The 23,030-nt window shown below is 45.3% G+C and carries 21 protein-coding genes; 11 read left to right on the forward strand and 10 right to left on the reverse strand.

Annotated elements, in window-relative coordinates; all coding sequences use genetic code 11:
• Positions 1-6 precede the first annotated feature (6 nt).
• Genes CHH60_RS00820 through rbsB form a run of 3 tightly spaced genes read left to right on the forward strand, consistent with a single transcriptional unit; the run spans position 7 to position 3,408 of the window.
• The gene (locus tag CHH60_RS00820; RefSeq protein ID WP_095357429.1) at positions 7-1,488 is read left to right on the forward strand and encodes a sugar ABC transporter ATP-binding protein; all 1,482 of its coding nucleotides are present in this window, start codon (positions 7-9) and stop codon (positions 1,486-1,488) included.
• Positions 1,489-1,498: 10 nt separating this feature from the next.
• Positions 1,499-2,461, forward strand: coding sequence for a ribose ABC transporter permease RbsC (gene rbsC, locus CHH60_RS00825; protein ID WP_371859932.1), 963 nt, complete (start codon positions 1,499-1,501; stop codon positions 2,459-2,461).
• 14 nt (positions 2,462-2,475) lie between these two features.
• Positions 2,476-3,408, forward strand: a complete 933-nt coding sequence (rbsB, locus tag CHH60_RS00830; protein WP_095357431.1) for a ribose ABC transporter substrate-binding protein RbsB — start codon at positions 2,476-2,478, stop codon at positions 3,406-3,408.
• A gap of 125 nt (positions 3,409-3,533) precedes the next feature.
• Here rbsB and CHH60_RS00835 read toward each other — a convergent pair whose 3' ends face one another.
• Positions 3,534-4,421, reverse strand: coding sequence for an AraC family transcriptional regulator (locus CHH60_RS00835; protein ID WP_095357432.1), 888 nt, complete (start codon positions 4,419-4,421; stop codon positions 3,534-3,536).
• A gap of 229 nt (positions 4,422-4,650) precedes the next feature.
• On the opposite strand from CHH60_RS00835, the gene CHH60_RS00840 reads away from it, so the two are divergent.
• Positions 4,651-6,348, forward strand: a complete 1,698-nt coding sequence (locus CHH60_RS00840; RefSeq protein WP_095357433.1) for an ABC transporter substrate-binding protein — start codon at positions 4,651-4,653, stop codon at positions 6,346-6,348.
• 132 nt (positions 6,349-6,480) lie between these two features.
• Here the strand turns inward: CHH60_RS00840 and CHH60_RS00845 are convergent, their stop codons facing one another.
• The 3 genes from CHH60_RS00845 to CHH60_RS00855 all read right to left on the reverse strand — a co-directional run bounded on the left by CHH60_RS00845 (position 6,481) and on the right by CHH60_RS00855 (position 8,639).
• Positions 6,481-7,290: a cytochrome c oxidase assembly protein gene (locus CHH60_RS00845; RefSeq protein WP_141236923.1), complete on the reverse strand. Its 810-nt coding sequence runs from the start codon at positions 7,288-7,290 to the stop codon at positions 6,481-6,483.
• A complete protein-coding gene (locus CHH60_RS00850) occupies positions 7,280-7,795 on the reverse strand; it encodes a DUF2243 domain-containing protein (RefSeq protein WP_441339374.1) in 516 nt (171 codons plus the stop codon). Before CHH60_RS00850 ends, CHH60_RS00845 begins: the two co-directional genes overlap by 11 nt.
• 220 nt (positions 7,796-8,015) lie before the next feature.
• Entirely contained in the window at positions 8,016-8,639 is a 624-nt protein-coding gene (locus CHH60_RS00855; RefSeq protein WP_095357434.1) for a TetR/AcrR family transcriptional regulator, read from the reverse strand.
• 176 nt (positions 8,640-8,815) lie between these two features.
• On the opposite strand from CHH60_RS00855, the gene CHH60_RS00860 reads away from it, so the two are divergent.
• The 3 genes from CHH60_RS00860 to CHH60_RS00865 all read left to right on the forward strand — a co-directional run bounded on the left by CHH60_RS00860 (position 8,816) and on the right by CHH60_RS00865 (position 10,757).
• Positions 8,816-9,553: an SDR family NAD(P)-dependent oxidoreductase gene (locus tag CHH60_RS00860; protein ID WP_095357435.1), complete on the forward strand. Its 738-nt coding sequence runs from the start codon at positions 8,816-8,818 to the stop codon at positions 9,551-9,553.
• Positions 9,554-9,672: 119 nt separating this feature from the next.
• The gene (locus tag CHH60_RS30145; RefSeq protein ID WP_220039431.1) at positions 9,673-9,801 is read left to right on the forward strand and encodes a DUF6254 family protein; all 129 of its coding nucleotides are present in this window, start codon (positions 9,673-9,675) and stop codon (positions 9,799-9,801) included.
• 320 nt (positions 9,802-10,121) lie between these two features.
• Entirely contained in the window at positions 10,122-10,757 is a 636-nt protein-coding gene (locus CHH60_RS00865; RefSeq protein WP_095357436.1) for a hypothetical protein, read from the forward strand.
• A gap of 506 nt (positions 10,758-11,263) precedes the next feature.
• Here CHH60_RS00865 and CHH60_RS00870 read toward each other — a convergent pair.
• The 6 genes from CHH60_RS00870 to CHH60_RS00895 form a co-directional block, all read right to left on the reverse strand.
• Positions 11,264-12,034, reverse strand: a complete 771-nt coding sequence (locus tag CHH60_RS00870; protein ID WP_095357437.1) for an ABC transporter permease — start codon at positions 12,032-12,034, stop codon at positions 11,264-11,266.
• Complete coding sequence (locus tag CHH60_RS00875; RefSeq protein ID WP_095357438.1) at positions 12,035-12,796, reverse strand: ABC transporter ATP-binding protein; 762 nt, start codon at positions 12,794-12,796, stop codon at positions 12,035-12,037.
• A 12-nt stretch (positions 12,797-12,808) separates the two neighbouring features.
• Positions 12,809-13,672 carry a pentapeptide repeat-containing protein gene (locus tag CHH60_RS00880; RefSeq protein ID WP_095357439.1) on the reverse strand — a complete coding sequence of 288 codons (864 nt, stop codon included), beginning with the start codon at positions 13,670-13,672 and terminating at the stop codon, positions 12,809-12,811.
• 14 nt (positions 13,673-13,686) lie between these two features.
• Complete coding sequence (locus tag CHH60_RS00885) at positions 13,687-14,016, reverse strand: PadR family transcriptional regulator (RefSeq protein WP_095286527.1); 330 nt, start codon at positions 14,014-14,016, stop codon at positions 13,687-13,689.
• A 306-nt stretch (positions 14,017-14,322) separates the two neighbouring features.
• Complete coding sequence (locus CHH60_RS00890) at positions 14,323-15,672, reverse strand: response regulator transcription factor (protein WP_095357440.1); 1,350 nt, start codon at positions 15,670-15,672, stop codon at positions 14,323-14,325.
• Positions 15,650-17,362, reverse strand: a complete 1,713-nt coding sequence (locus CHH60_RS00895; RefSeq protein ID WP_255247756.1) for a sensor histidine kinase — start codon at positions 17,360-17,362, stop codon at positions 15,650-15,652. The genes CHH60_RS00890 and CHH60_RS00895 overlap by 23 nt, the downstream gene beginning before the upstream one ends.
• Before the next feature lie 265 nt (positions 17,363-17,627).
• On the opposite strand from CHH60_RS00895, the gene CHH60_RS00900 reads away from it, so the two are divergent.
• From CHH60_RS00900 to CHH60_RS00915, 4 genes are all read left to right on the forward strand, one after another.
• Positions 17,628-18,581 (forward strand): ABC transporter permease, encoded by a 954-nt coding sequence (locus CHH60_RS00900; RefSeq protein WP_095357442.1) that lies wholly within the window; start codon positions 17,628-17,630, stop codon positions 18,579-18,581.
• A 17-nt stretch (positions 18,582-18,598) separates the two neighbouring features.
• Positions 18,599-19,468, forward strand: coding sequence for a carbohydrate ABC transporter permease (locus tag CHH60_RS00905; RefSeq protein WP_095357443.1), 870 nt, complete (start codon positions 18,599-18,601; stop codon positions 19,466-19,468).
• A gap of 70 nt (positions 19,469-19,538) precedes the next feature.
• A complete protein-coding gene (locus tag CHH60_RS00910; protein ID WP_095357444.1) occupies positions 19,539-21,224 on the forward strand; it encodes a hypothetical protein in 1,686 nt (561 codons plus the stop codon).
• 70 nt (positions 21,225-21,294) lie between these two features.
• On the forward strand, positions 21,295-23,010 hold the full coding sequence (locus CHH60_RS00915) for a discoidin domain-containing protein (protein WP_095357445.1): 1,716 nt from the start codon (positions 21,295-21,297) through the stop codon (positions 23,008-23,010).
• Positions 23,011-23,030: the final 20 nt, after the last annotated feature.

Raw genomic sequence — 23,030 nt, forward strand, 5'->3', positions numbered from 1 at the left:
TGCATGATGCATATTCAGATGCACAACATTCATAAAGCATTTGGCACCAACCAGGTGCTAAGCGGAGTGGATTTCGAACTGAGGGAAGGTGAAGTTCATGCCCTGATGGGTGAGAACGGAGCCGGCAAATCCACGCTGATGAATATTTTAATCGGACTTCACCAGCGTGATCAGGGAAAGATCTCCATTGATGAAAAGGAAACCTATTTTGGCAGTCCAAAGGAAGCAGAGAAGTTAGGTATCGCATTTATTCATCAGGAGCTTCACGTTTGGCCCGAAATGACGGTGCTCGATAATCTTTTCATCGGTAAGGAGATGACCTCTTCCTTAGGGTTGCTCAATACAAAACAAATGAAAGCGCTCGCTTCAGAACAATTCGCCAAGCTGTCGGTACAAATCCCGCTCGAACGGCCCGCAGGAGAATGCTCCGTTGGACAGCAGCAGATGATAGAAATCGCCAAGGCGCTGATGACAGATGCGAAGGTCATTATTATGGATGAACCCACTGCAGCGTTAACGGAACGCGAAATTCAGAAGTTGTTTGATGTGATTACTGCACTGAAGAAAAATGGAGTATCCATTGTGTATATTTCTCACCGTATGGAGGAGATCTTCACCATCTGCGACCGGATCACGGTAATGCGGGATGGCAGGACGGTAGATACCAAGCTGATTCCTGAGACAAGCTTCGATGAAGTGGTGCGGAAAATGGTTGGACGGGAGTTAACCGAGCGGTATCCGGCCCGTAATCCTTCCTATGGCGAAGTTGTTCTGGAAGTACGGGACGCAAGCATTAAGGGATTGTTCCAACATGTCAGCTTCAACGTAAGAGCAGGTGAGATTGTTGGTTTCTCCGGACTTATGGGTTCGGGACGGACAGAGATCATGAGAGCGATCTTTGGTCTGGATACCCTGGACAGTGGAGAAGTCTTGATCCGTGGCAAAAAAGCGAGCATTCGTAAACCCTCGGATGCAGTGAAACACGGCATCGGTTTCATCACAGAAGACCGTAAGGATGAAGGGCTTGTACTGGACTTCTCGATTCGGGAAAACATGGCGCTGACCAATCTGTTCAGCTTCTCCAGTAAAGGGTTCATTTCAGCTCCAAAAGAACAGGATTTCGTAGATACCCTGATCAAGCGCCTGCAGATCAAGACGCAATCTTCGGAGACAGCCGCGCGTAACCTATCAGGGGGCAACCAGCAGAAAGTTGTTATTGCCAAATGGGTGGGTATCGGACCAAGCGTGCTCATTCTGGATGAACCAACGAGAGGTGTGGATGTCGGAGCAAAGCGTGAAATCTATCAGTTGATGAATGAACTGACAGAACGCGGCGTCGCCATCATCATGGTATCTTCGGAGCTTCCTGAAGTACTCGGTATGAGTGACCGAATTGTGGTTGTGCATGAAGGGCAGATCAGCGGAGAGCTGGCCAGGGAAGAAGCAACACAGGAAAACATTATGACATTGGCCACAGGGAGACAGTGAAATGACAACAATGCAGAACAACAAAACAACCGGAACGGGATTCCGCTTATCGAGCGTAACACAGAAATTAGGACCGCTGCTTGGTTTAATCATTCTGATTATTATCGTATCCGTACTCAATCCAAGCTTCTTGGAACCGCTTAATATCTTGAACCTGCTGCGTCAGGTATCGATTAATGCACTGATTGCCTTCGGTATGACTTTTGTCATTCTGACAGGCGGGATCGACTTGTCCGTTGGCTCCATACTGGCTTTATCCAGCGCGTTTGTCGCAAACATGATGTTGTCTGGCCTGGATCCGATTTTGTCCATCATTATCGGGGTAGCACTTGGTGGTGTGATGGGTATGGTGAATGGACTCATGATTACGAAGGGTAAAATGGCTCCATTTATCGCTACATTGGCGACAATGACCATATTCCGCGGCTTAACGCTGGTATATACGAATGGTAATCCGATCACAGGACTCGGTGACAGTCTGCTGTTCCAACTGTTTGGACGCGGATATCTGTTAGGCATTCCGGTACCTGCCATAACGATGCTGATTACCTTCGTGATTCTATGGACGATTCTGCATAAAACGGCTTTTGGCCGCAAAACGTATGCTATTGGTGGTAATGAGAAAGCATCCATTATCTCGGGTATCAAAGTCACACGTGTAAAGATTATGATCTATTCCCTCGCAGGCATGCTGGCAGCTCTGGCAGGTGCAATCCTGACATCTCGTTTGAATTCCGCACAGCCAACAGCAGGTACTTCTTATGAACTGGATGCGATCGCAGCCGTTGTTCTGGGCGGAACAAGCCTGACAGGTGGACGCGGACGGATCGTGGGCACATTAATTGGTGTTCTGATTATCGGCGTGCTGAACAATGGTTTGAACCTACTCGGCGTGAACTCCTTCTATCAAATGGTGGTCAAAGGTGTCGTCATTGCGATTGCTGTCCTGCTGGACCGCAAGAAAACGGCTTAAGGGGAGAAATAATTATGAAAAAATGGACATTAACACTTGTAAGCATGATTATGATTATTGTTCTGGCCGGTTGCTCTCTGGAGCCGCCTGAATGGGCAAAGCCGGACGGTGCCGGAAATAAAGGACAGAAGAAAATAGGTCTCTCGATTTCAACACTGAACAATCCGTTCTTCGTTTCATTGAAAGACGGAGTCGTTGCCGAAGCTCAAAAACAAGGCATTGAGGTTATCGTGGTCGATGCACAAAATGATTCGGCCAAGCAGACCAACGATGTGGATGACCTAATTCAGCAGGGAGTTGATGCACTCCTGATTAACCCAGCGGACTCCGCGGCAATCTCTACGGCAGTTCAATCGGCCAACAGCGTAGGCATTCCCGTAATTACACTGGACCGTTCCGCAGACAAAGGTGAGGTAGCGGCTCTGGTAGCATCCGATAATGTCAAAGGCGGACAGATGGCAGCAGAATATTTCGTTGAACAGCTCGGTGAAGGTGCTAAAGTGATTGAACTAGAAGGTGTGCCAGGGGCTTCCGCTACACGTGAACGGGGTAAAGGTTTCCACGAGGTGGCTGACCAGAAGCTTGACGTGGTTGCCAAACAGTCGGCGGATTTCGACCGCTCCAAAGGTTTGAATGTGATGGAAAACCTGCTGCAGGGAAATCCGGATGTACAGGCTGTATTTGCCCATAACGATGAGATGGCACTTGGTGCGATTGAAGCGATTCAAAGCTCGGGCAAAGACATTCCAGTGATCGGATTTGACGGTAACGACGATGCAATTAAATCTATTCAGGACGGAAAACTGACAGCGACCGTCGCTCAGCAGCCGGTACTGATTGGCCAGCTGGCCGTACAAGCTGCTCTGGATGTCCTGGACGGCAAACAGGTGGAGAAGTCCATCCCGGCAGAATTGAAGCTGGTGACTAAGGAAAATGCAAACAACTAAATGATCTTACATCCCGTCCTGGCCGAATGCGCCAGGGCGGTTTTTTTTTATCTACTCCTTGGGGTTAGGTTGCCTGAGAATGAATACTCAACTTTCTATTAAGGGAACTTCAGGCGAAGGTTCCTTTATTCAGAGGTGGATTCGTCCATTACCAGTTCTCTTTGTCTGAAAAGTTTTGGGGGCAACCCGTACGTTTTAGTAAATAGCCTCGTAAAATAGTTGCTGTCATTAAATCCGGACTGGTATGAAACTTGTGTAATAGGCAGATTCGTTAACCTTAAGAGCTGGCATGCACGCTCCATGCGCAAACGGTGAAGATAAGCAATGGGAGATGTTTGATAAAAGGATTTGAAAATCCGATTTAGATGTCGTACGGAAATGTTGGCATATAATGCGATATCCTCCAAAGTGATATGTTCCAAATAATGATCTTCAATATAGGAGACTGCCGCGGCCAGATGCATGACCTGGCCTTCTGTCGTTTTTCCACTCGATTCATGGTGCCTGGATAAATAGACTACGAGTTCGGTAAATTTGGAAGTCAGTAACGTTTTGTACCCCGGCCTTTTCCCGTGATATTCGTCGATCATGTCGGAGATAAACTCTTCAATATATTTCATATTGTTTAACGATAGATACATATGTTTGTGAATTGATTTCTTGTTATGATAAAGCGGTTCCAACACAAACATCGCATGATAACCTTCAAACGAACGCAAATCAGATCCAAGTTGAATCATCATTTCCGGCTTATACATGATATTACAAATTTCAAAGCTACAAGGGTCTTTATAGGCATGCGTGGTTTCCCCGTTAATGACGAACACGTGTCCCTTTTTTATAAAAGAAATTTCATCATTAACGATATGAGTAGCATGGCCATTTAGCACAATGACGAGTTCAGAGAAGTCCGTATGTTTATGAAGGGAAAAGTCTTCCGCATGCTCCCCGTATTGAATAAAAAATGGAAATTCCTCGTCTCTCGTAAACCATCTTAGACGAACGTTCTTCAAGAAATCACCACCACAGCATCGAGATTTGTCTATATCATGCTATATTTCTGACTGAATAATCAAGGTTTGAATGAATGCACACATACTACTATATAGAAAAAAAGGAGAGTGAGGCGAGAGATAAAAGTGATTCAAGGAGTATTATCGAAAACGTATTCTTGAAAGCGATATCAATATAAGAACAGCCATTTGGAAACAAGTCAATCCAGATACAGGGGGTTAAAAAAACATGCGCACACTATCCAAAGCAATAGGAACATGTCTTTTAACGAGCACTTTACTGATCTCAGCCGGATGCAGCAGTAACACAGCGAACAATTCCAGTTCGGAGGGTGTCGACTCGGATAGCCCGATTACGTTCACTTTTTTCGGGGCAGATTCGAGTCCTAACTGGAACAAGATGCAGGACGCTGTAGGCAAAAAGATTACTGAAAAAACAGGCGTGACCATTGATGCAGAATATGATATATCAAGCGGAGGAGGCAATGACCGGATCTCCCTCATGGCTGCAAGCGGTGATTATCCGGATTTGATCTTTCCAAAAGGAAATTTAACGAGATTGGTAGATGCAGGTGCCATGCTGGATTTGACGGACCTAATCGAAGAGCATGCGCCAAACCTGAAGAAAATCTATGGGGAGCAGTTCAATCGATTGAAATACAGCAATGAAGATCCATCCATTTACTGGATTCCTACGAATGGTGCTATCGACCAGATCAGCTTTGATGCGAACAATGGCGCTGCCATCCAGCATCGTGTCGTCAAAGAACTGGGATATCCGGAGATCAAAACGCTGGATGATTATGAGAAGGTGCTAAGAGAATATTATGAAAAGCATCCCACAACTGAAGATGGACAGCCGACCATTCCGCTGACACTCAGCGCAGACGGATGGCGTCGAATGATCACCGTAACCGATCCGGCGGCCATGGCAACAGGAGGCCCAGGAGACGGGGAGTACTTTATTGATCCTGAAACCTACGAAGCTAAGCTTCATTACAAGCGTCCGGAGGAGAAGGAATATTTCCGTTGGCTGAACAAAATGTTCAATGAAGGGCTCCTGGACAAAGATAGTTTTGTTCAGAAAGACGATCAGTATAAATCCAAAATTGCCAGTGGGCGAGTATTGTCTTTGCTTGACCCGAACTGGGGTTACAGTGATGCAGAAAATGCACTCAAAAGTGTGGGGAAAGATGACTTGACTTATGGATACTATCCTGTAACGCTCGATGAGACTTTCCAGCGCAAAGACTTCCAGAACATAGGTTTTGACGGCTATGGAATTGGCATAACGGTGGACTGCCCAGACCCTGTTCGGGCGATTAAATTTTTGGACTGGATGTCTTCCGAAGAAGGCCAGATTCTAAGAAACTGGGGAGTTGAGGGAGAGCATTATGTCCTGGAAGATGGAGTTCGCTCCATACCGGCAGAGATCCAGGAAAAGAAAAACAAAGACAATAATACATTTACTAAGGAGTCCGGTGTGGGTCTGTACTACATTTTCGGAGCTCACTACGGCGATGGAGTGAAGGATTCCACTGGAAATTATTTTACAACCAATTATCCTGAGCAAATACAGCAAAGTTATTCGGAAGCAGAGAAGGAGGCCCTTGCAGGTTACGGAATCAGTACGTGGAAGGACCTATTCCCTTCGGAAGAAGAGTTTCCGGTCAAAGAATGGGGAGCAGCCTATAACATGCCTATACCTTCGGATAGCGGTGATTACAACGTGATTTCGCAGAAAACGCAGGATATCATCCAGAAACGAATCGCCGAAGCGATCACTACTACGCCGAGTGCGTTTGATGGCATCTATGATGGGATGCTTGCTGAAATTGATCAGGCTGGAGCCGTCGAGATGGAACAGCAATATACGGAATGGATTAAAGATCGGGTCAGATTGTGGACAGGTAAGGACATTAAATAGCGAACTACAAGATCTGCAGGCGAAGCATGCTCAACCATATATAATAAAGAGACCGTTGAACATATTTAAGCCCGTTCAACGGTCTTTTGTAGTTGTTGGAAATCTCCCAAGGTGGTCGATTGCGATATGCTATCAGTGGATAGATAAGTCCGAGCGTGGTCGAGTTGCTCGAAACCAGTGTGAACATAAAATCATGATCAAAAGGAGATCAATCATATCCCCACCATAGTACATGAGCATGGCTCCGAGCTTTGCCTGGTTCAGAGATACACCGTCAGGCGGTTGAACATAGATCATTTTCGATAAAATGCCATGACCTGCCAACGATAAGATCAGAATGATTGAACGATACACAAAGGAGAATCGATGGGGCATAGGCTCAATGTAAAGAAGGGATAGCGTAAATAGATAGCCTGCAATGAAGATATGAATATGAATAAAGAGATAAAGAACGACACTCTCATGCATAAGTGAGTAAAGATTCGTCGTATACAGCAGCCAGAGTCCTCCTATATTGAGGAGCGCTGTGAAGAGCGGATGAGTCAACAGGCGAGAGGGCCAACTTTTCAGAATGCGTGTAATCCGCCTGGCTAACGGGATGCTTAACGTTTTCAGCAGAAGCGTCATCGGTGCGGCCAAGACCAGAAGTAACGGTGCGAGCATACCCAACAGTAAATGACTCAGCATATGTGCAACAAAATTAGTATGGGCCAGACTAGCAAGGGGACCAGCTACAGCAATAACTGCTGACACAACGCCAATACACCCGCAAACTGTCCGATGTAGAGGCCAGGGCTTATTAGAATTAGAACGAAGTGCAGCCATAATATACAAGATCAAAGCAATCACAAAAGGTATCGCCAGAAGCAGTTGTGGCAGGGCAGATACTATTGGCTGTTGTTCAGTTCCATGGTAATGATGTAGATGAGAATTAATGTACATTGGAGTATGCCTTTCCTGTTTCTTGGCTGCTTCGGGTACGGTAAACAAGAATGAGCCCAATGAGAATCATACAAGCGGCCAAGATGTTCCATATCATATCGTAGAGAATGACATTATCCACATATCGAATCTGATGGATTCTCATCAGTTTGTGTTGGATCAGTCCATCATATAACTGAAAGCTTCCGGCTCCAAGTAATAATCCTCCCCACCATCTGGCGCGGCAAAGAACACTTCTTCTTCGAAGATCCGCGTACATGAACAATCCGCCAATGGTTGCAAACCAACTAAAAGCATGAAAAAGCCCATCTGAGATCAAACCTACGTTGGTTGTGGATTTATCATAAAAATGGTGCCAATGCAGCAATTGATGAAAAACCGCCTCATCCATGAAGGCGATAGCACCCATGCCGAATAGAACACCAGACCATACATTTCGTTTGGAGTACAGATCGTGATTCGTACCATTTGGGTTTGGATTTGAATTACTGCCTGATCTTCGAATAGCCAAAGTGCTTCGCCTCCCGGATCATTAACTATATTATCCAATATACCCATATAAACCAGTTATACTCAGGAATGAGGACAAAGCTGTGGCTTGTGTAGGATTGACCAATTCATAAAGATGGAGTGAACAGTAGAACATATCGGAGGACATCATGCACTCAAATAAGAAGCCGCTTAAAAAGCGGCTCTTTTTGTATGTAGTTTCTAAGTTAAGCTGCTCACTCGGTATCAGAGTCCAGCTTGTTCCCCACATAATGAAAAGATTGAATATGCGTTTTGGTGAGCTCAATCACGTTATGGATAAACGCATCCCGTGACTCACGGAATCCGCTTAAAATCCAATTGTTTAATAGTCCAAAAAAACCGTATGCTGTATAGTACTTGAAATACTCCATGTTGACAGGGGTATTATTGATCGTTTCGAATACAAATTGCTCCTCATAAATTTTGAGCATGGTTTGTGGAAAGCCTGTGTGCAGACCAGGTAACGTATCATCATATTGGATTAATTCGAAGAAGTCACGGTGTTCATAAATATAATCCACGATTTGAAAAGATTCCACGTTAAGTTTGTTTGTAAAGACCTTGTGACCGTGCCAGTAGGGTTTACCTGTTGCTTCTTTTAAGCCTTCCAGCTTCATGACCAGCAACTCTTCGGCAAGGAGATACTTATCCTGATAATGCAAATAAAACGTGCTTCGATTGTAACCCGCTTGGTCGACGATATCTTTGACAGACACTGCATGGAAGCCTTTTTTCTTAATAAGCTGAATCAGAGCCGTTTTGAGATGCTCTCTGGTACGATTACGATGTTGAGAAGTCACAATAAGTTCATCATTCATTCAAAAAATCTCCTATAAAATTAGACATTGTGTGGAGAAGTGTCTAGAAGGTAGACACTTGGCTTTATCTTAATGATTGGATTGTTACAATTTTAAGCATACAATTAGTTTTGTAAACATCATATAGCACTATTGATATAGGCGCTATTCAAAATAGTATACTGGAGGATATAGTCATGAGCAAACTACAAGACAAAGTAGCAGTGATCACAGGAGGAGCATCCGGAATTGGTGCAGCGACAGCTCGTCTATTCGTTTCCGAAGGAGCTAAAGTCGTCCTTGTGGACTTAAATGAAGAAAAAGGCAAAGCGTTTGAGCAGGAGCTGAAAGCGCTTAACGCGGAGGCTCTATTCATCAAAGCCAACATCACAAGCGAACAAGAGGTTGCTGAAATTTTCAAACAAACCGTTGAAGCTTTTGGCAAAGTGGACATCGTGTTCAACAACGCAGGAATCGGACGTGTTCATCCATCGCACGAGCTGGACTATGCCGAGTGGCGTAATACGGTTAATGTCGACCTGGACGGAGTATTCCTGGTTGCGCGTGAATCGATTCGTGAAATGCTCAAAATCGGTGGAGGCACAATCGTTAATACGGCATCGATGTATGGATGGGTTGGTTCACCTGGATCTGCAGCCTACAATGCAGCCAAAGGCGGCGTTGTGAATTTGACCCGTTCGCTGGCTCTGGAATATGCAGAGAAAAACATTCGCGTCAACGCACTATGCCCAGGTTTTATCGATACACCAATTATTCCTGAAGAGAGCAAACAAGCTCTTTCGGCAGCTACACCGATGAAACGTCTCGGTCAAGCGGAAGAAATGGCTAAGGCCGTTCTGTTCCTGGCCAGTGATGATTCGTCTTACATGACAGGAAACAGCCTGATCGTGGATGGTGGATACACTGCTCAATAAGAGCTGGTGATTTCTGAATGGTGGATTATTGAGATGAAGCTGTACATGAATGAAAGTCAGTGATAATTCACATCATAGAAAAGTAGTATCACTCTAATTTCCTGAGGAGGAGATCTTTTATGGCTCGCCAGAAGAAAAGGCAGGAAGCTGCTTGGAAGTCACGAAAGCAAGAACAGCATCCTCATGGTAAAATCAGATCGCTTAAAGAATTATCAAGCGAATATGAAGAGAAGCATACTACGAGTTAAGCGAATGACTGCCGGACAACCTGTCCGGCAGTCATTTTTTAATAACGTCAAACTGTAGAAGACTGATTCATGTAACCATGTCGATCTAGAATGGGATAAAGAAGTACGTTTGAAGTTGAAGTCGCTAAGTAGCGGCTTTTTTTATATGAATCATTAAACTTAAAGTGCGGGGAGCTTGGAGGAAAAATGGTTGAGTGTAGATCACTATAACGGGTAATAACATATTGTCTCAACATTAGGAACAATTGGATCGTGTGTGGGTTGAGCACATCATCATTCAGATTTAAATTCTTAGGTTACTTTCGAAAGGAGCGATCACATTGAAAACCCGTTATGCTCTGTGGCTGAACTTTCCGATGGTTATCCTGGTTTTGATGCTTTCTGCTTGTACAGACGAAGCGGTGCCTACCGCTAATCCGGATCCTATGACTCCAGAAACTGAATCGGTTTCACCTCTTCCCGCCGAGCAGGAGCCTGCTCCTGAAACGACTCGTCCAGAGTCAGAGAGTTTTGAGTTAATGACAGCAGATGGAAACCAGTCCATGGAAGCGGATCTGAAGCAAGGCGAAGGATTTTCCTTGTATGTCTTTGAGAAATTCACCTTCGATGAAGCAGCAGGTCGCTTGTCGTTAAGCAGTAATCCGGATTATTATGTGGACATTGAACCGCTGCCTTCTAATTACGATGTGACTCAGCTTAAAGCCGAAGGCAATGAGGAGCTCAGCACAGTTGGTGAGGTATCCGATTATAGTGGCGAATTGGTTGAACATCCTTTACGTTTCGCGGAACTCTATCTTCAAGCTTCCGGTGAGGAAGGAATAAGTGATTATATGGTATGGAAGTCTGAAGCAGGAGACACTTTTCTGTTCCGGCTTCATAATCCAAAAGGGGAAGAGGCATCGGCTTTTGCAGGACCAGTTCTCGTTTCACTGTCGACCGTGCAAAGCGATACGTAGCCCAGGAGTCCTTTAGATCAAGCGATGGTCATAAGTAGCCAGTATTCATGACATGTCGAGTAACAGATATATATATACCCTATATAAGTCGCTAATATAGCGGCTTTTTTTGAGGCGTACCGCAGGTGTCACGGTCCGAGGACAAGGACACGTACCTAACGGCGTAAGGATGCCATCAGTTTACGAACGAACCATATAATTAATAAAACGATTAGGATGAGAATGATTAAGCCTGGGATATTAATACTTTGCAACATTTGGAACCTCCTAGAATTACCCAAAATAGGTTTGTGTTATAGTATAACACAGGATAAAGATAGAACAATCAGCGGAAGTTTCATTGACTCAAATGGTTACAATAAAAGATCGTGAAATCACCCGATAGGGATCGATTTCAACGACCTTTTTGTTTAATTGCTGCACAATACGTAAGTGAATTAAATAGTGATTTACATGTGGAATTCGAGTTTAAACAGGGAGGAGGAATATACAGAGAACGAATTTTTTTACACCCGCTTGTTGTTATAAACTCTCATTGCAAGAATATATGCGACCAGCAGGACCCCGACACACCATGCCAAAGCGACCCATATCTCATTGCCTACCGGTTGATCTAAGAGCAGCGCACGGATCGCTTCGACAATGGAGGTTACTGGTTGGTTTTCGGCAAAGACACGAACAACCGTAGGCATCGATTGAGTTGGTACAAATGCAGAGCTGATAAAAGGAAGGAATATAATGGGGTAGGAGAACGCACTTGCGCCATCCACAGATTTTGCAGACAGTCCAGCAATCGCTGCGACCCAGGTTAATGCCAGTGTAAACAGAGCGAGTATGCCCGCAACGCCAAGCCATGAGAGGATTCCAGCCGGTGAGCGAAAGCCCATTACAAGTGCTACTAATATGATGACGACAACAGAGATAGTGTTAGAAACCAGTGAGGTCAGGACATGCCCCCATAATAAAGTGGAACGTGAAATCGGCATGGAGTGAAACCGTTCAAATATGCCCCGCTGTACATCAATAAACAGACGGTACGCCGTGTAAGAAATTCCGCTGGCAATCGCAATGAGTAGTATACCGGGCAATAGATAATTGACGTAGTTATCCGTCCCGGTTTGAATTGCACCGCCAAACACATAGACAAACAGCAGCATGAAGGCAATGGGCATGATCGTAACCGTAATAATGGTGTCCATGCTGCGAAGAATATGGCGCAAGGAACGTCCCAGCATCACGCTCATATCACTAAAAAAGTGCTTTTTTACCGTTTCCATTTAATTGGCCTCCTTTTTGCCGATGACTGCGAGGAATATATCTTCAAGTGTAGGCTGCTTTTCGACGTACTCCACTTTTGCGGTTGGAATCAACTTCTTCAGATCGGAGAGCGTGCCGCTGGCGATAATTCTTCCCTCGTGGAGAATGGCTATTCGGTCAGCAAGCTGCTCAGCTTCCTCCAGATACTGCGTAGTCAGAAATACTGTCGTCCCGCTATCCGACAGCTCTTTAACAATTTTCCATACCTCAATACGTGCTTCGGGATCTAGCCCGGTCGTTGGCTCGTCGAGAAAAATAATCTGTGGTTTTCCCACGAGGCTTAGAGCAATGTCGAGTCTGCGACGCATCCCGCCCGAATACGTCGATACCCTGCGGTCCGCAGCATCCGTTAGACCAAAGCGTTGAAGCAAATCTTCCGCAATCTGACGCGGATTGTGCAGATATCGCAGTTTGGCAATCATGATCAGATTTTCCCGTCCGGTTAAAATTTCGTCCACGGCGGCAAATTGTCCGGTCAGGCTGATCGCCTGCCGTACATGGTCAGGGTTTGCTGCAACATCGAATCCGTTCACGGTAGCAGTTCCGCTGTCTTTTTGAAGCAGCGTGGTGAGAATTTTAACAACGGTTGTTTTGCCGGCACCATTGGAGCCGAGAAGGGCGAAGATACTGCCTTTTTCCACTTCGAAATCCACGCCCTTGAGGACGTGCAGCTGTTTGTAGGATTTTTGCAGGCCAATCACTTGAATGGACTTGTTTTGCATGGGATCCCCTCCTTAGATAACCGTAACTTTGGATACATTGGCTTCCATGCCTTTGAGGGCAGCATAAGTGAGTTTATCCATCATCGCACCGTCAAAGCAGACGGTCTTGATCACCCGATAATACTTGTTGGACCAGGAAGACGTTGGAAAGGATACGTTTTTGAGTGTAGCGTTCTGAAATGAAACTTCGTTCAATGCCACCTTTTCAAACTTGACTCCGATAAAGGTTTGCCCATCAAAACGCTGCCCGCTCAGATCGGAAGACTTGAACTCCACACCGTCGAAGATACAGTTATGGAAGATAGCTTTTCTAAGATCAGTTAAGGAGAACGTAACGTCAGTCAGTCTGACATCTGTGAATTTGGCTCCGTCCATACCCGACTTGCTGAAGTTCGTGCGTACAAGAAGGGATTGTCTGAAGCTCGCATTTGCAAGGTCCAGTGTAGAGAGGGTGCAGTCCGTCAGATTGGCGCGGTCAAAATTGGCATCCCGGACATCGCTGCTAGAAAAAGAACTACCAGTCAAATCTGCATCCCTGAAATTGGAGCCTCTCAGCGCACTGGACTTGAATTGTCCTTTATGTGCGGTAACACCAGCAAAATCGCTCGTTGACAGGTTACTTGCGTTAAAGTTTGTCACTACTTGCCGCTCCAGAGAACGGGAGAGGTTGGCAACCTCCTGCACGGTCTGTTCAATATCGCCGATGCTCTCAATGGTCATCTCAAAAGCAGTTTCATCATCTTTGCCCTCTGCCTTGAGGTCACGAAACCTTTCTTGCAAATCGGAGTGCAGATCTGCTTTTAATTCGGTGACACTTTTTACCCCATCGTACGGTGCAAAGACTCCGTTCAAATAGTGAGTGAGCTTTTCATTCATAACCTCAACACTCCTTATAATAAGTTTTCAAGCACGCGCTTCGCGTACTCCCAGTTTTCTTTGTTGCTGGCATGCGTTGCTTTGCCTTTTTCGGTAATTCTAAAATACTTACGGCGTCCGCCTTGAGATTCATCGCCCCAATACCACTCGATATCACCCTCCGCTTCAAGTCGCCGAACACTGGAATACATGGTGGCTTCTTTTAATTCGTACTCACCGCCTGAGCGCTCGGCAATCATTTTGACAATCTCGTACCCATATCTGTCAGCTTCGGATAAGAGCCGTAAAATCATTGTATCGGTATGGCCGCGTAGTAGGTCGGATGTAATTTTGTTTTGGCTCATGTAATCACCTCGCAATTGTATAATACGTCATACTACTGTGACTGTCAAGGTAGTATTATAATCAAATTACCTTGATTGAAAATTTGTATGTTTGTCACATCATGTGATCTACATCGTTTCTTCTCTTTATGGCAAGTAATCAAGCAACAAAAAATGAGCTGAACCTTAGAGCTGAGAGTCAGCTCTAAGGTTCAGCTCATCGTTGGGCACATCGAGTTAAACATGAGAAAGTTACTAATACTCAGGCATCGCTGGGGTAAAGAGGGGGTTGATTCTTCAAGCTAGTCTAGCCACGTACTGTTCCCCTTACTGATGGACCATATTCCTGCGGTATTGATAAGGGGTAACCCCGAACTCTTCCTTGAACAATTGGATAAAATACTGATTTTTCTTGTAGCCAACCATTTGAGAAATATCGGCTATGCGGAGTTCTGAATCCAGCAGGAGGTGAGAGGCTTTCTCCAGTCGCTTCTTGGAAATGTAGTTGGACACATTTTCTCCAGTCTCCTGTTTGAACAGTTTGGAAAGGTAGACAGGGTGAAGGTGTGCCACTTTTCCCAGCTCATCCAGACTGAGACCATGTGAAAGATGGTCTTCGATATATTTTTGCACTTTACTCACGATCGTTTGAATGGACATTTGCTTGTTGTTCCTGATTTGGCTAACTATATCCATGAGTGTCGGCCATAGTTTGTCCGGATCCCTAAGCCGATTGAATATCCAATCCGCAGTCTCCGAAGGATTCCGTTCTTTATCCACCATATATACATAAAGGATGGTTTCCATCAGGAAGAGGATTTTTTCCTTTCGCAGTTGGATTCGATCATAACTTTTCATAATATTGCCCGCCGACTCCCAATCCCCGCATGATGGAGAAAGATTAAATATCCCGCCAAAGTCCGCAGACTGCACATACTCACCCAGGAAGAATTCGTAAAACAGCTGACGGAATTCGTTCCGGTCGGTTATTGAAAATGGTGGGGATAAGAATGTACAGTCCGGTTTGGTGATCAGCATCTCGGCAACCTCTTCGGGAACTAAACCGACCAGCTGCGTTCCGGAAGACCAGACGAGACAGGTCCATTGATCTCCAAGTTTGTGCTGCAAATCTTCTATATCAGCTTGTGTGCAATTTTCCATTTTCAAGCAGCAAAAAAGGCGACTTCCTAATAAGTCGGTATAAGCCTCGAATTCCGTTCTCAACGTCTCATTTTCTCCAAGCAGTGATAGCAGATAGCCCAAACCATCGAAGTTTTCCCAATGGACGGCGGGACGTGGAGTGGTGTTCTTTATATTATGGATGGCTTTATACATGGCTTTCTCCACATCATCCTTGTCTACTGGTTTAAGCAAATAATCGAGTGCACCTAGACGAATTCCTTGCTGCGCATATTCAAACTGGGAGTAGCCCGAAAGGATAATGACTTTAGTGAGCAAGTTATGTTGATGGATGTGTTGGAGCAGATCAATTCCCGAAACCTCGGGCATTCGGATATCGGTGATTAGAATATCTACATGACGTTGGTTCAACCATTCTCTGGCTTCAATCGAATTGGTCGTCGTCTCGATCTGCTGGATGCCGAAGGACTTCCAATCAAGCAGGTGTTTCATATATTCCACAACGTAGTGTCCATCATCCACGATCAGTAGTCGCATACGTTTCTCCTTTCTCTGCAGAAAAATCGATCAGCATCAGTACTGACAAGCCGCCCCAATCATTGGTGGAAAATTGAAGTCCGCTCAGCTCGCCGTACGTATTTCTCAGACGCCGGTTTACATTCCAGAGCCCGACGCCTCTTATTCCTTCAGGGGGGGTGTCGCTCTCCAACTGAGTTTCGAGCCTGTGGATTTCCTCCAGTGAGAGCCCTTTTCCGTCATCCGAGATCCTGATCGTTATGGCAGTTTGCGTCCGTTTGACATCGATCGTGACCTGATGGGCTCCCTGTCGTCCTTCAATTCCATGTTGAATGGCGTTCTCGACTACAGGCTGAATGATCAGCGGCGTCAGAGGAAGGGAGGCAAGTTCGGACGGCAAGTCGATCTTGTACTCGATTTTTTTGCTGAGTGTCATGATGATCAGGAAATGTTCCGCAAACTGAAGCTCGCTCTCCAGTGTTACCTCATGCCGGTCCAATTTGGTTAAATAGCGGTAATATTCCGCCAGGTGCTTGCTCATTCGCATGACCGCATCCGGCGAAAACTGGGCGACCGACATGATATAAAACAAACTGTTGTATAAAAAATGCGGATTAATCTGGGCTTGCAGTTGTTTTAATTCGGCACTTCTTCTCAGATTTGTTTCGGTCTTCAAGGATACGAACAGCTCCTGGATCTCTGCAACCATATGGTTAAAACTGCGGAATAGGCTGTAGAATTCCTTATCGGTGTTCTCGGTAATTCGTGTGTTGTGATTGCCTTGTTCAACCTGTGAGAACTTCTTCTCCAACAGACGAATGTTTCGGTAATAATTCCGGTAAAACGTGAAGATAACAAACAAACCGAGCGTCAAAACGGCTAAAATGCTCACAAGGAAAACTTTGCGATTGCGATCCAGCGGCTGCAGAAAATCATTCGTACGTGTGTATGTAATCAGGTAGGCGTCAATCGGTTCAATGTATCTTGAGAGAACATAGTAATCATCCGATTTGGTATGATAATCATATTTTACAGTTGACTCCGGTTGGGGCGTGAGCATGCTGTTAACCGCTTTCAATAAATCGTTGTCAACTTCTTTTTCACTCCACAATTGCTGTTGGTTAAACAGGAAAAAAGCATTCGAGCTGTCATTGTTGACCGCCTTCTTGAGCAGGCTCTTCAAATAATCGGTTTTCAGTTTTACGCCAACGACATATTGGGCAGGTTCAACTTTTCCGTTTTTTTGGATATAAGGGTAGACGGCAAAGTAATACAGGCTGCCTTCGAAAATTCGCCAACCCCGTTCTTGAACTTCCTTGAACGGAAGTCTTGCCTCCAGCGTATTGTTGGTGGACAGGAACGATTCTTCAGACTTCCAGTAGATGCCGATGGACTCAATCGAACGGCTGGAAAGCAAAATTTGACGTAAGCGATCAACGATTTCATTTTTCTTCATTTGGGAATCGTAGTTACTCAGCTCAATCACTTGGCTCTGATAAAACCGGACGTCACTGTCGGCTGCAAACTGGACCCCGTACATGTTAGCCTCATACATAATTCCGTCCAAAATGCCTTTCACATAATCAAGCTGGTTCTTGGAAGCTCCAATCAGATTGTCCTCCAGTGTTTTGGAACTCAAACGGTTCATCACGAAAAATAAACTTAACGTCAGCAGCAGAAAAAAAACAAAGAAATAGATAAATCGCTTCATGTACATTTTTCTTAGCATCGTGATTCCCTTTCCTGACCATAAGCTTGGGAGTAATAAGGTCTCTACCAATTTAACTTTAATATAAGCCAAACGACCGAAAAGAGGAAGGGCGGCACAACGCTAAAATGAAAGCGGTTTAAAGTGGTTCAGGCTGGGGTGATGATCTTGAAATTTTGGCATTTTGGAATGAAAGCGCTTTTGTTAAGCTTGATTGGAGGATTGATTTCCAGGACTTGTCATAAAGGAGGTATGCAGCATTAATGAGATGGGCACCGTTACATCCGCAGAAAAAGTAAAAACCAGGATTAAAAGGCGTAGTCCATGGAAAACCGAAATCAGGAAAAGCTGGCCGTTGTATGTACTGTGTCTTCCCGCTTTCGTATTTGTCTGTATCTTCTCGTATGGGCCGATGGTTGGCTTGCTCATGGCGTTTCAGGACTACAAACCATGGCTTGGTATCTCGGGTTCCCGGTGGATCGGGTTAGCAAATTTCGAAAGGATCTTCCAGTACGACGAAGCAACTCAAGCGATCGTTAATACGCTGATTATTGCGGTTTCCAAAATTATCGTCGGTATTATCGTTCCGATTATCATGGCTATTTTGCTGAGCGAGGTACGAAATATCGGGATTAAGAAAAGTGTACAGACACTGGTGTATCTGCCGCACTTTTTGTCCTGGGTCACTGTCGCGGGACTGATGATTGATATTCTGGGATTAGACGGAGGCATCAATCGAATATTGAACTGGTTGTTTGAGAGCGAACCGATTTACTTTTTGGGTGATCCGGATCTCTTTCGGTACACTGTCGTTGTGAGTGACGTTTGGAAAAGCTTCGGTTTTGGCATGATTGTCTATTTGGCTACCATTGCGGGAATCAATCCCTCCTATTACGAAGCGGCTGAGATTGACGGAGCCACACGCCGGCAGCAAATTCGATACGTCACCTTGCCCAGCATGCTGCCGATGATTATCGTCATCTCTACACTTAGTCTGGGCAACATTCTGGACGCCGGATTTGATCAGGTTTTCAACTTGTATAACCCGCTTGTCTACAGTACGGGAGATATTATCGACACCTATGTCTATCGTTCTTCCTTGTTAAACGGGCAATACGGATTCGGGACAGCGGTTGGTCTCTTCAAATCGGGAATCAGCCTGATTCTGATCGTCGTATCCTACAGGCTGGCCTATAAGTATGCCAATTATAAAATATTCTAACAAGAGGGAGAGGGATCATGTACCATAAGACGACAGGTTATAGAGTATTCTCCTATTTTAATTACGTGTTCATGATACTGGCCGGTCTGGCGTGTTTTCTTCCACTGCTTCATCTGTTGGCGCAATCGCTCAGCAGCAAAGCGGCCATTAGCGGTAATATGGTGTCATTTTGGCCGGTCGGGTTCAACGTGGATGCGTATGTAAAAACGTTTAACAATTCCAATTTCAATGGTGCAATGCTGACATCCATCACCCGAACCGTTTTGGGGACCACCATCAGCATGTTTATCCTGACCTGTGCAGGATATGCTCTGTCCAAGGAATTTCGGGGCCGCAACGCACTCATGTGGTTCTTTATCTTCACCATGCTTTTCTCCGGGGGACTGATACCTTCTTACATTTTGGTGACAAGCCTCGGGTTGAAGGATACGATCTGGGCCCTTGTACTGCCAGGAGCCTTCGGAGCTTACAATCTCATACTTCTCGTTAATTTCTTCAAAACGATTCCAAAAGCGCTGGAAGAAGCAGCATTCATTGACGGAGCATCTTTCTTTGTGATCCTTAGCAAAATCTATCTGCCGCTATCTCTGCCCGGAATCGCTACCGTATCTTTATTCATCATGGTCGGACATTGGAATTCCTGGTTTGACGGGATTTTATACATGTCGGATGCGAGCAGGTATCCGCTGGCTTCCTTCCTGCAGACGGTTGTGGTGCAGAGCAACATGCAGAACATGGCGATGAGCCAGTCTGAAGTCGCGGCCATGTCGGAGCAGAGCATCAAGGCAGCCCAAATTTTTGTCAGTACGCTGCCTATTATTTTGGTCTATCCTTTTTTGCAGCGTTACTTCGTGAAGGGGATTGTGTTAGGTGCTGTGAAAGAGTAGTTTTCATCATGATTAGGAGCAGTAGAATGATTAGCAAGCAGTACGATATGGACGAAGGGGGCATGTTTCAATGAAGGAAAAAATAAGGATTCGGAAAATGGTTAGCTTGGTAATCCTGTCCGCTTTGCTTGTGGCTGGATGCAGCCAAGGAGAGAACAGTACTGAATCTGCACCGACATCGGTGCTTAAGGACGGAAAATACGATCCTCCATTCAAGATTACGATTGCGAAACAACAGGATGAAAATGCCGGCAAATATATCAATGGTGAAAGTTTGAATGACAATGTATTAACCCGCTGGGGAGAAAAAAATCTGGGCATCAAGATCGAAACCACACTGCTGGGTGGCGATGCTTCCCAATATAATACCAAGCTTCGGCTGGCGTTAACCGGTTCCGAAAAGCTGCCTGATGTCCTGCCGGTGTATGACACCATGCTAGTCAACGATTTGATCGAATCGGGCCGGGTCAAAGAGATAACGGAAGATATTGCAGCTTATATGCCAGAGCGGATGAGAGAGATTTACAAACAATACCCAACGACGTTCAATCCGGTGGTCAGGGACGGGAAGGTTTACGGAATGGCGATCGCACCGAATCTGACGGAGGGCGAAGTCATGCTGATCCGTCAGGACTGGTTGGATAAATTTAAAATGAAAGCGCCAACAACCATAGAAGAGTTTGAGAACGTCATTGCGGCATTTACCACGGAGGACCCGGATGGTAACGGCAAGCAAGACACATACGGGTTTACATTCTCGGGCAAGGATTCCTACAACACGGGCTGGGTCAGTGATCCCGTCATGATCTTCAGCGCATATACAGGGAAACACCTTCCGCGGCAATGGGTGAACGACAATGGCAAATTAACCTATGGATCAGTAGCTGAAGGCAACAGGGAGGCACTCGCCAAGCTGCGGGATTGGTATGCCAAAGGGTATTTGAACAAAGAACTGGCCACTCAGGGTGCATGGGACGCATTATCCGATTTTACCGAAGGCAAGGCAGGCATCATCATTGGACGTCCTTGGCTCTATGACAGTGTGAAGGATGTGGAGAAAAATATCGAGGGCGCCAAAATCCAAGCTTACCCGACCATTCAAGGTGTAAATGGTGATAAGACATATCAGTCCGCTCAGCAAAACGATGGCGTATTCATGTTCAATAACGAATTCCAAAACATGGAGGCATTCTTCCTGTACTACGATAAAATGTACGATGCGGCCTTCAGTACGGGGGATTTCAAATATGGCTACGCTCAGGGTTACGATTACGATATCGTCAATGAAGAGGTGACATTCGATCCGAAAAAATTCAACAAACCTCTGGAAGCGATACAAAGTGTTGGGAAAATGGGGTTCACCAAAAATACGCCGAGTGTAGATGGTCCCGGAAAATCATATTTTGATCTGGCGAACGGTGTCAAAGCCGATACCGGTGTGCTCATCCAAAGTGATTCTAAGGATCAAACAACCAAAGATGGATATCGCATTTCATATGAAAACCGGGATGTTCTGCTTCCAAACGAGTTTAACGGTCCACCTACGCCAACGATGCAAAATGTGTGGGAGCAGCTGACTACCATGGAGCAAGAAACCTTCACCAAAATCATATACGGCAATGAGCCAATTGAAGCATTTGATACTTTTGTGAAGCAGTGGCACGAAAAAGGCGGAGACCAAGTCATCGATGAAGTAAACGAGTGGTATAGCCAGGCCAGCGAGACGGATGTCATGGCACTCATGAAGTTGAAATAAAGTCACACTCTACCAAGATCAGCCTTCCGGCATAAGGAAGGTTGGTCTACTAAAAAGGAGATGATGAGACATGGTTATAGAAAAACGAGGGACGGCTATTGTGATTGCATTGATAGTGTTAACTTGCCATCTATTATTCTCTGCTCAAACCGTTCACGCTGAAGATAGTGAGGGGACCCAGATTGCAGCAACACTGTTTGTGCTTAAGAACGCATCCGAAGTGTCCAATGCCAAAATACACTGGGCACCTGTTAATGGAGCAAACGAATATGAATTATATCGATCCGAGAACAATGAGCCCTTCATTTTATTGCAAACCTTGACCGGAACAACGATGGATGATTATGACCTTACCATAGGCAGCACATACAGATATCAAGTGAAAGCATATGGCGGAAGCTCCTTGATAACCTCTGCTGTCTCGCCCGAATATGCACCCCACACCCTTCCAGATAACCTCACAACCTTTGATAATACGAACCAATCTACTTTAAACCTCCCGAATGAACTAAAAGTAGGGAATACCTACTACAGATTTAATTTTGTTCAAAAGTCCTCAGGCGGCTTTGGCCAGATGATACAACAGACGTCAACTGACGATATCACTTATGGGAATGACAAGGTGGTACTTTCCTACACGGATCATCCGGACTTGGCGAATTCCAAATTCGAAGGGATTAATGTCTTATACCATGCTCCCACGAACAAATTCGTATTTTGGGCCCATTATGAGAACAGCACAGATTACACACTTGCCAGGGTGTCAGTAGCTTCTGCCACGCCTGGAGAGAACTTCACCTTTCATAAAAGCTTTCGACCAGAAGGGAATGAGTCTCGGGATATCTCCATTTTCAAAGATGACGACGATTCAGCTTATTTGATCTCAACAGCGAATAATAATTCAGATACGATTTTGTACAAGTTGACCTCTGATTGGCTGGATGTGGAAAACCAGGTTTCCGTAATCTATCAGGATCAACATCGGGAACTGCCCAAAGTGATCAAAAAGGATGGCGTTTATTATTTGTTCTCGTCCCAAGCTGCGGGTTGGTACCCGAGTATACCTATGTATTCCTCCGCTTCAAGCATCGATGGAGAGTGGTCTGAATTACGAACGATAGGCAACACGTCAACCTTCTCGGCACAATCGGGTTCTGTCATGCGGGTAAAATCAAACACGGGTAACCAAGTGGTTATGGTTGCTTATCGATGGATGTTCGGCTGGGCTGGCACGGAAAACGGAACAACAGAGGAGCGGCTTCTTCCCGTTTCCTTCTCCAATGGTTACGCATTCTATGACTATTTCGATCAAGTCCTCTACAGTGCGAACGATGATGTCGTAGTCCCTGTCCAGGACGGAAAGCTGCTGTCCCAAGGCAAACCAGCAACAGCGCAAACGGCTACGGGGACGAACCCGGCGAATTATGCGAACGATGGCAACTATCAAACGGAATGGATCGGTACAGGCAGTTCCTGGCCACATTGGTGGAAGGTAGACCTCGGTTCGGTTCAAGAGATTCATAATGTACAAATTTCCTGGTGGATGCAAAAAGGCTCTGAAGGGTTTTACAAATATAAAATTGAGACAAGTACAGACAATGTAAATTGGACTGAAGCATTGGATCGTACCAATAATACCTCTTACGGTTTCACCTCGGATACGTTATCAAGTACGGCGAGATATGTAAGAATCCATATGGTGAATGCTCAGCTCCATAACAACCCGAACAACTGGTATACACCAAGGTTGTGGGAAGTGAAGGTATTTGGAGCAGATGAAGAATAGCAAATACTCCAACCTGAAAA

Origin of the sequence: Paenibacillus sp. 7523-1 (assembly GCF_002276415.1) — a bacterium.
GTDB classification, from domain to species: Bacteria; Bacillota; Bacilli; order Paenibacillales; family Paenibacillaceae; genus Paenibacillus; species Paenibacillus illinoisensis_A.

Bases quoted from the DNA above. Each gene is read 5' to 3' on its own strand.
- CHH60_RS00845 (WP_141236923.1), bottom strand. From the start codon at position 7,290: ATGTACATTAATTCTCATCTACATCATTACCATGGAACTGAACAACAG.
- CHH60_RS00880 (WP_095357439.1), bottom strand. From the start codon at position 13,672: ATGAATGAAAAGCTCACTCACTATTTGAACGGAGTCTTTGCACCGTAC.
- CHH60_RS00875 (WP_095357438.1), bottom strand. From the start codon at position 12,796: ATGCAAAACAAGTCCATTCAAGTGATTGGCCTGCAAAAATCCTACAAA.
- CHH60_RS00860 (WP_095357435.1), top strand. From the start codon at position 8,816: ATGAGCAAACTACAAGACAAAGTAGCAGTGATCACAGGAGGAGCATCC.
- CHH60_RS00820 (WP_095357429.1), top strand. From the start codon at position 7: ATGCATATTCAGATGCACAACATTCATAAAGCATTTGGCACCAACCAG.
- CHH60_RS00885 (WP_095286527.1), bottom strand. From the start codon at position 14,016: ATGAGCCAAAACAAAATTACATCCGACCTACTACGCGGCCATACCGAT.
- CHH60_RS00905 (WP_095357443.1), top strand. From the start codon at position 18,599: ATGTACCATAAGACGACAGGTTATAGAGTATTCTCCTATTTTAATTAC.
- CHH60_RS00870 (WP_095357437.1), bottom strand. From the start codon at position 12,034: ATGGAAACGGTAAAAAAGCACTTTTTTAGTGATATGAGCGTGATGCTG.
- CHH60_RS30145 (WP_220039431.1), top strand. From the start codon at position 9,673: ATGGCTCGCCAGAAGAAAAGGCAGGAAGCTGCTTGGAAGTCACGAAAG.
- rbsB (WP_095357431.1), top strand. From the start codon at position 2,476: ATGAAAAAATGGACATTAACACTTGTAAGCATGATTATGATTATTGTT.
- CHH60_RS00855 (WP_095357434.1), bottom strand. From the start codon at position 8,639: ATGAATGATGAACTTATTGTGACTTCTCAACATCGTAATCGTACCAGA.
- CHH60_RS00840 (WP_095357433.1), top strand. From the start codon at position 4,651: ATGCGCACACTATCCAAAGCAATAGGAACATGTCTTTTAACGAGCACT.
- CHH60_RS00890 (WP_095357440.1), bottom strand. From the start codon at position 15,672: ATGCGACTACTGATCGTGGATGATGGACACTACGTTGTGGAATATATG.
- CHH60_RS00910 (WP_095357444.1), top strand. From the start codon at position 19,539: ATGAAGGAAAAAATAAGGATTCGGAAAATGGTTAGCTTGGTAATCCTG.
- CHH60_RS00895 (WP_255247756.1), bottom strand. From the start codon at position 17,362: ATGAAGCGATTTATCTATTTCTTTGTTTTTTTTCTGCTGCTGACGTTA.
- CHH60_RS00915 (WP_095357445.1), top strand. From the start codon at position 21,295: ATGGTTATAGAAAAACGAGGGACGGCTATTGTGATTGCATTGATAGTG.
- CHH60_RS00900 (WP_095357442.1), top strand. From the start codon at position 17,628: ATGGGCACCGTTACATCCGCAGAAAAAGTAAAAACCAGGATTAAAAGG.
- rbsC (WP_371859932.1), top strand. From the start codon at position 1,499: ATGCAGAACAACAAAACAACCGGAACGGGATTCCGCTTATCGAGCGTA.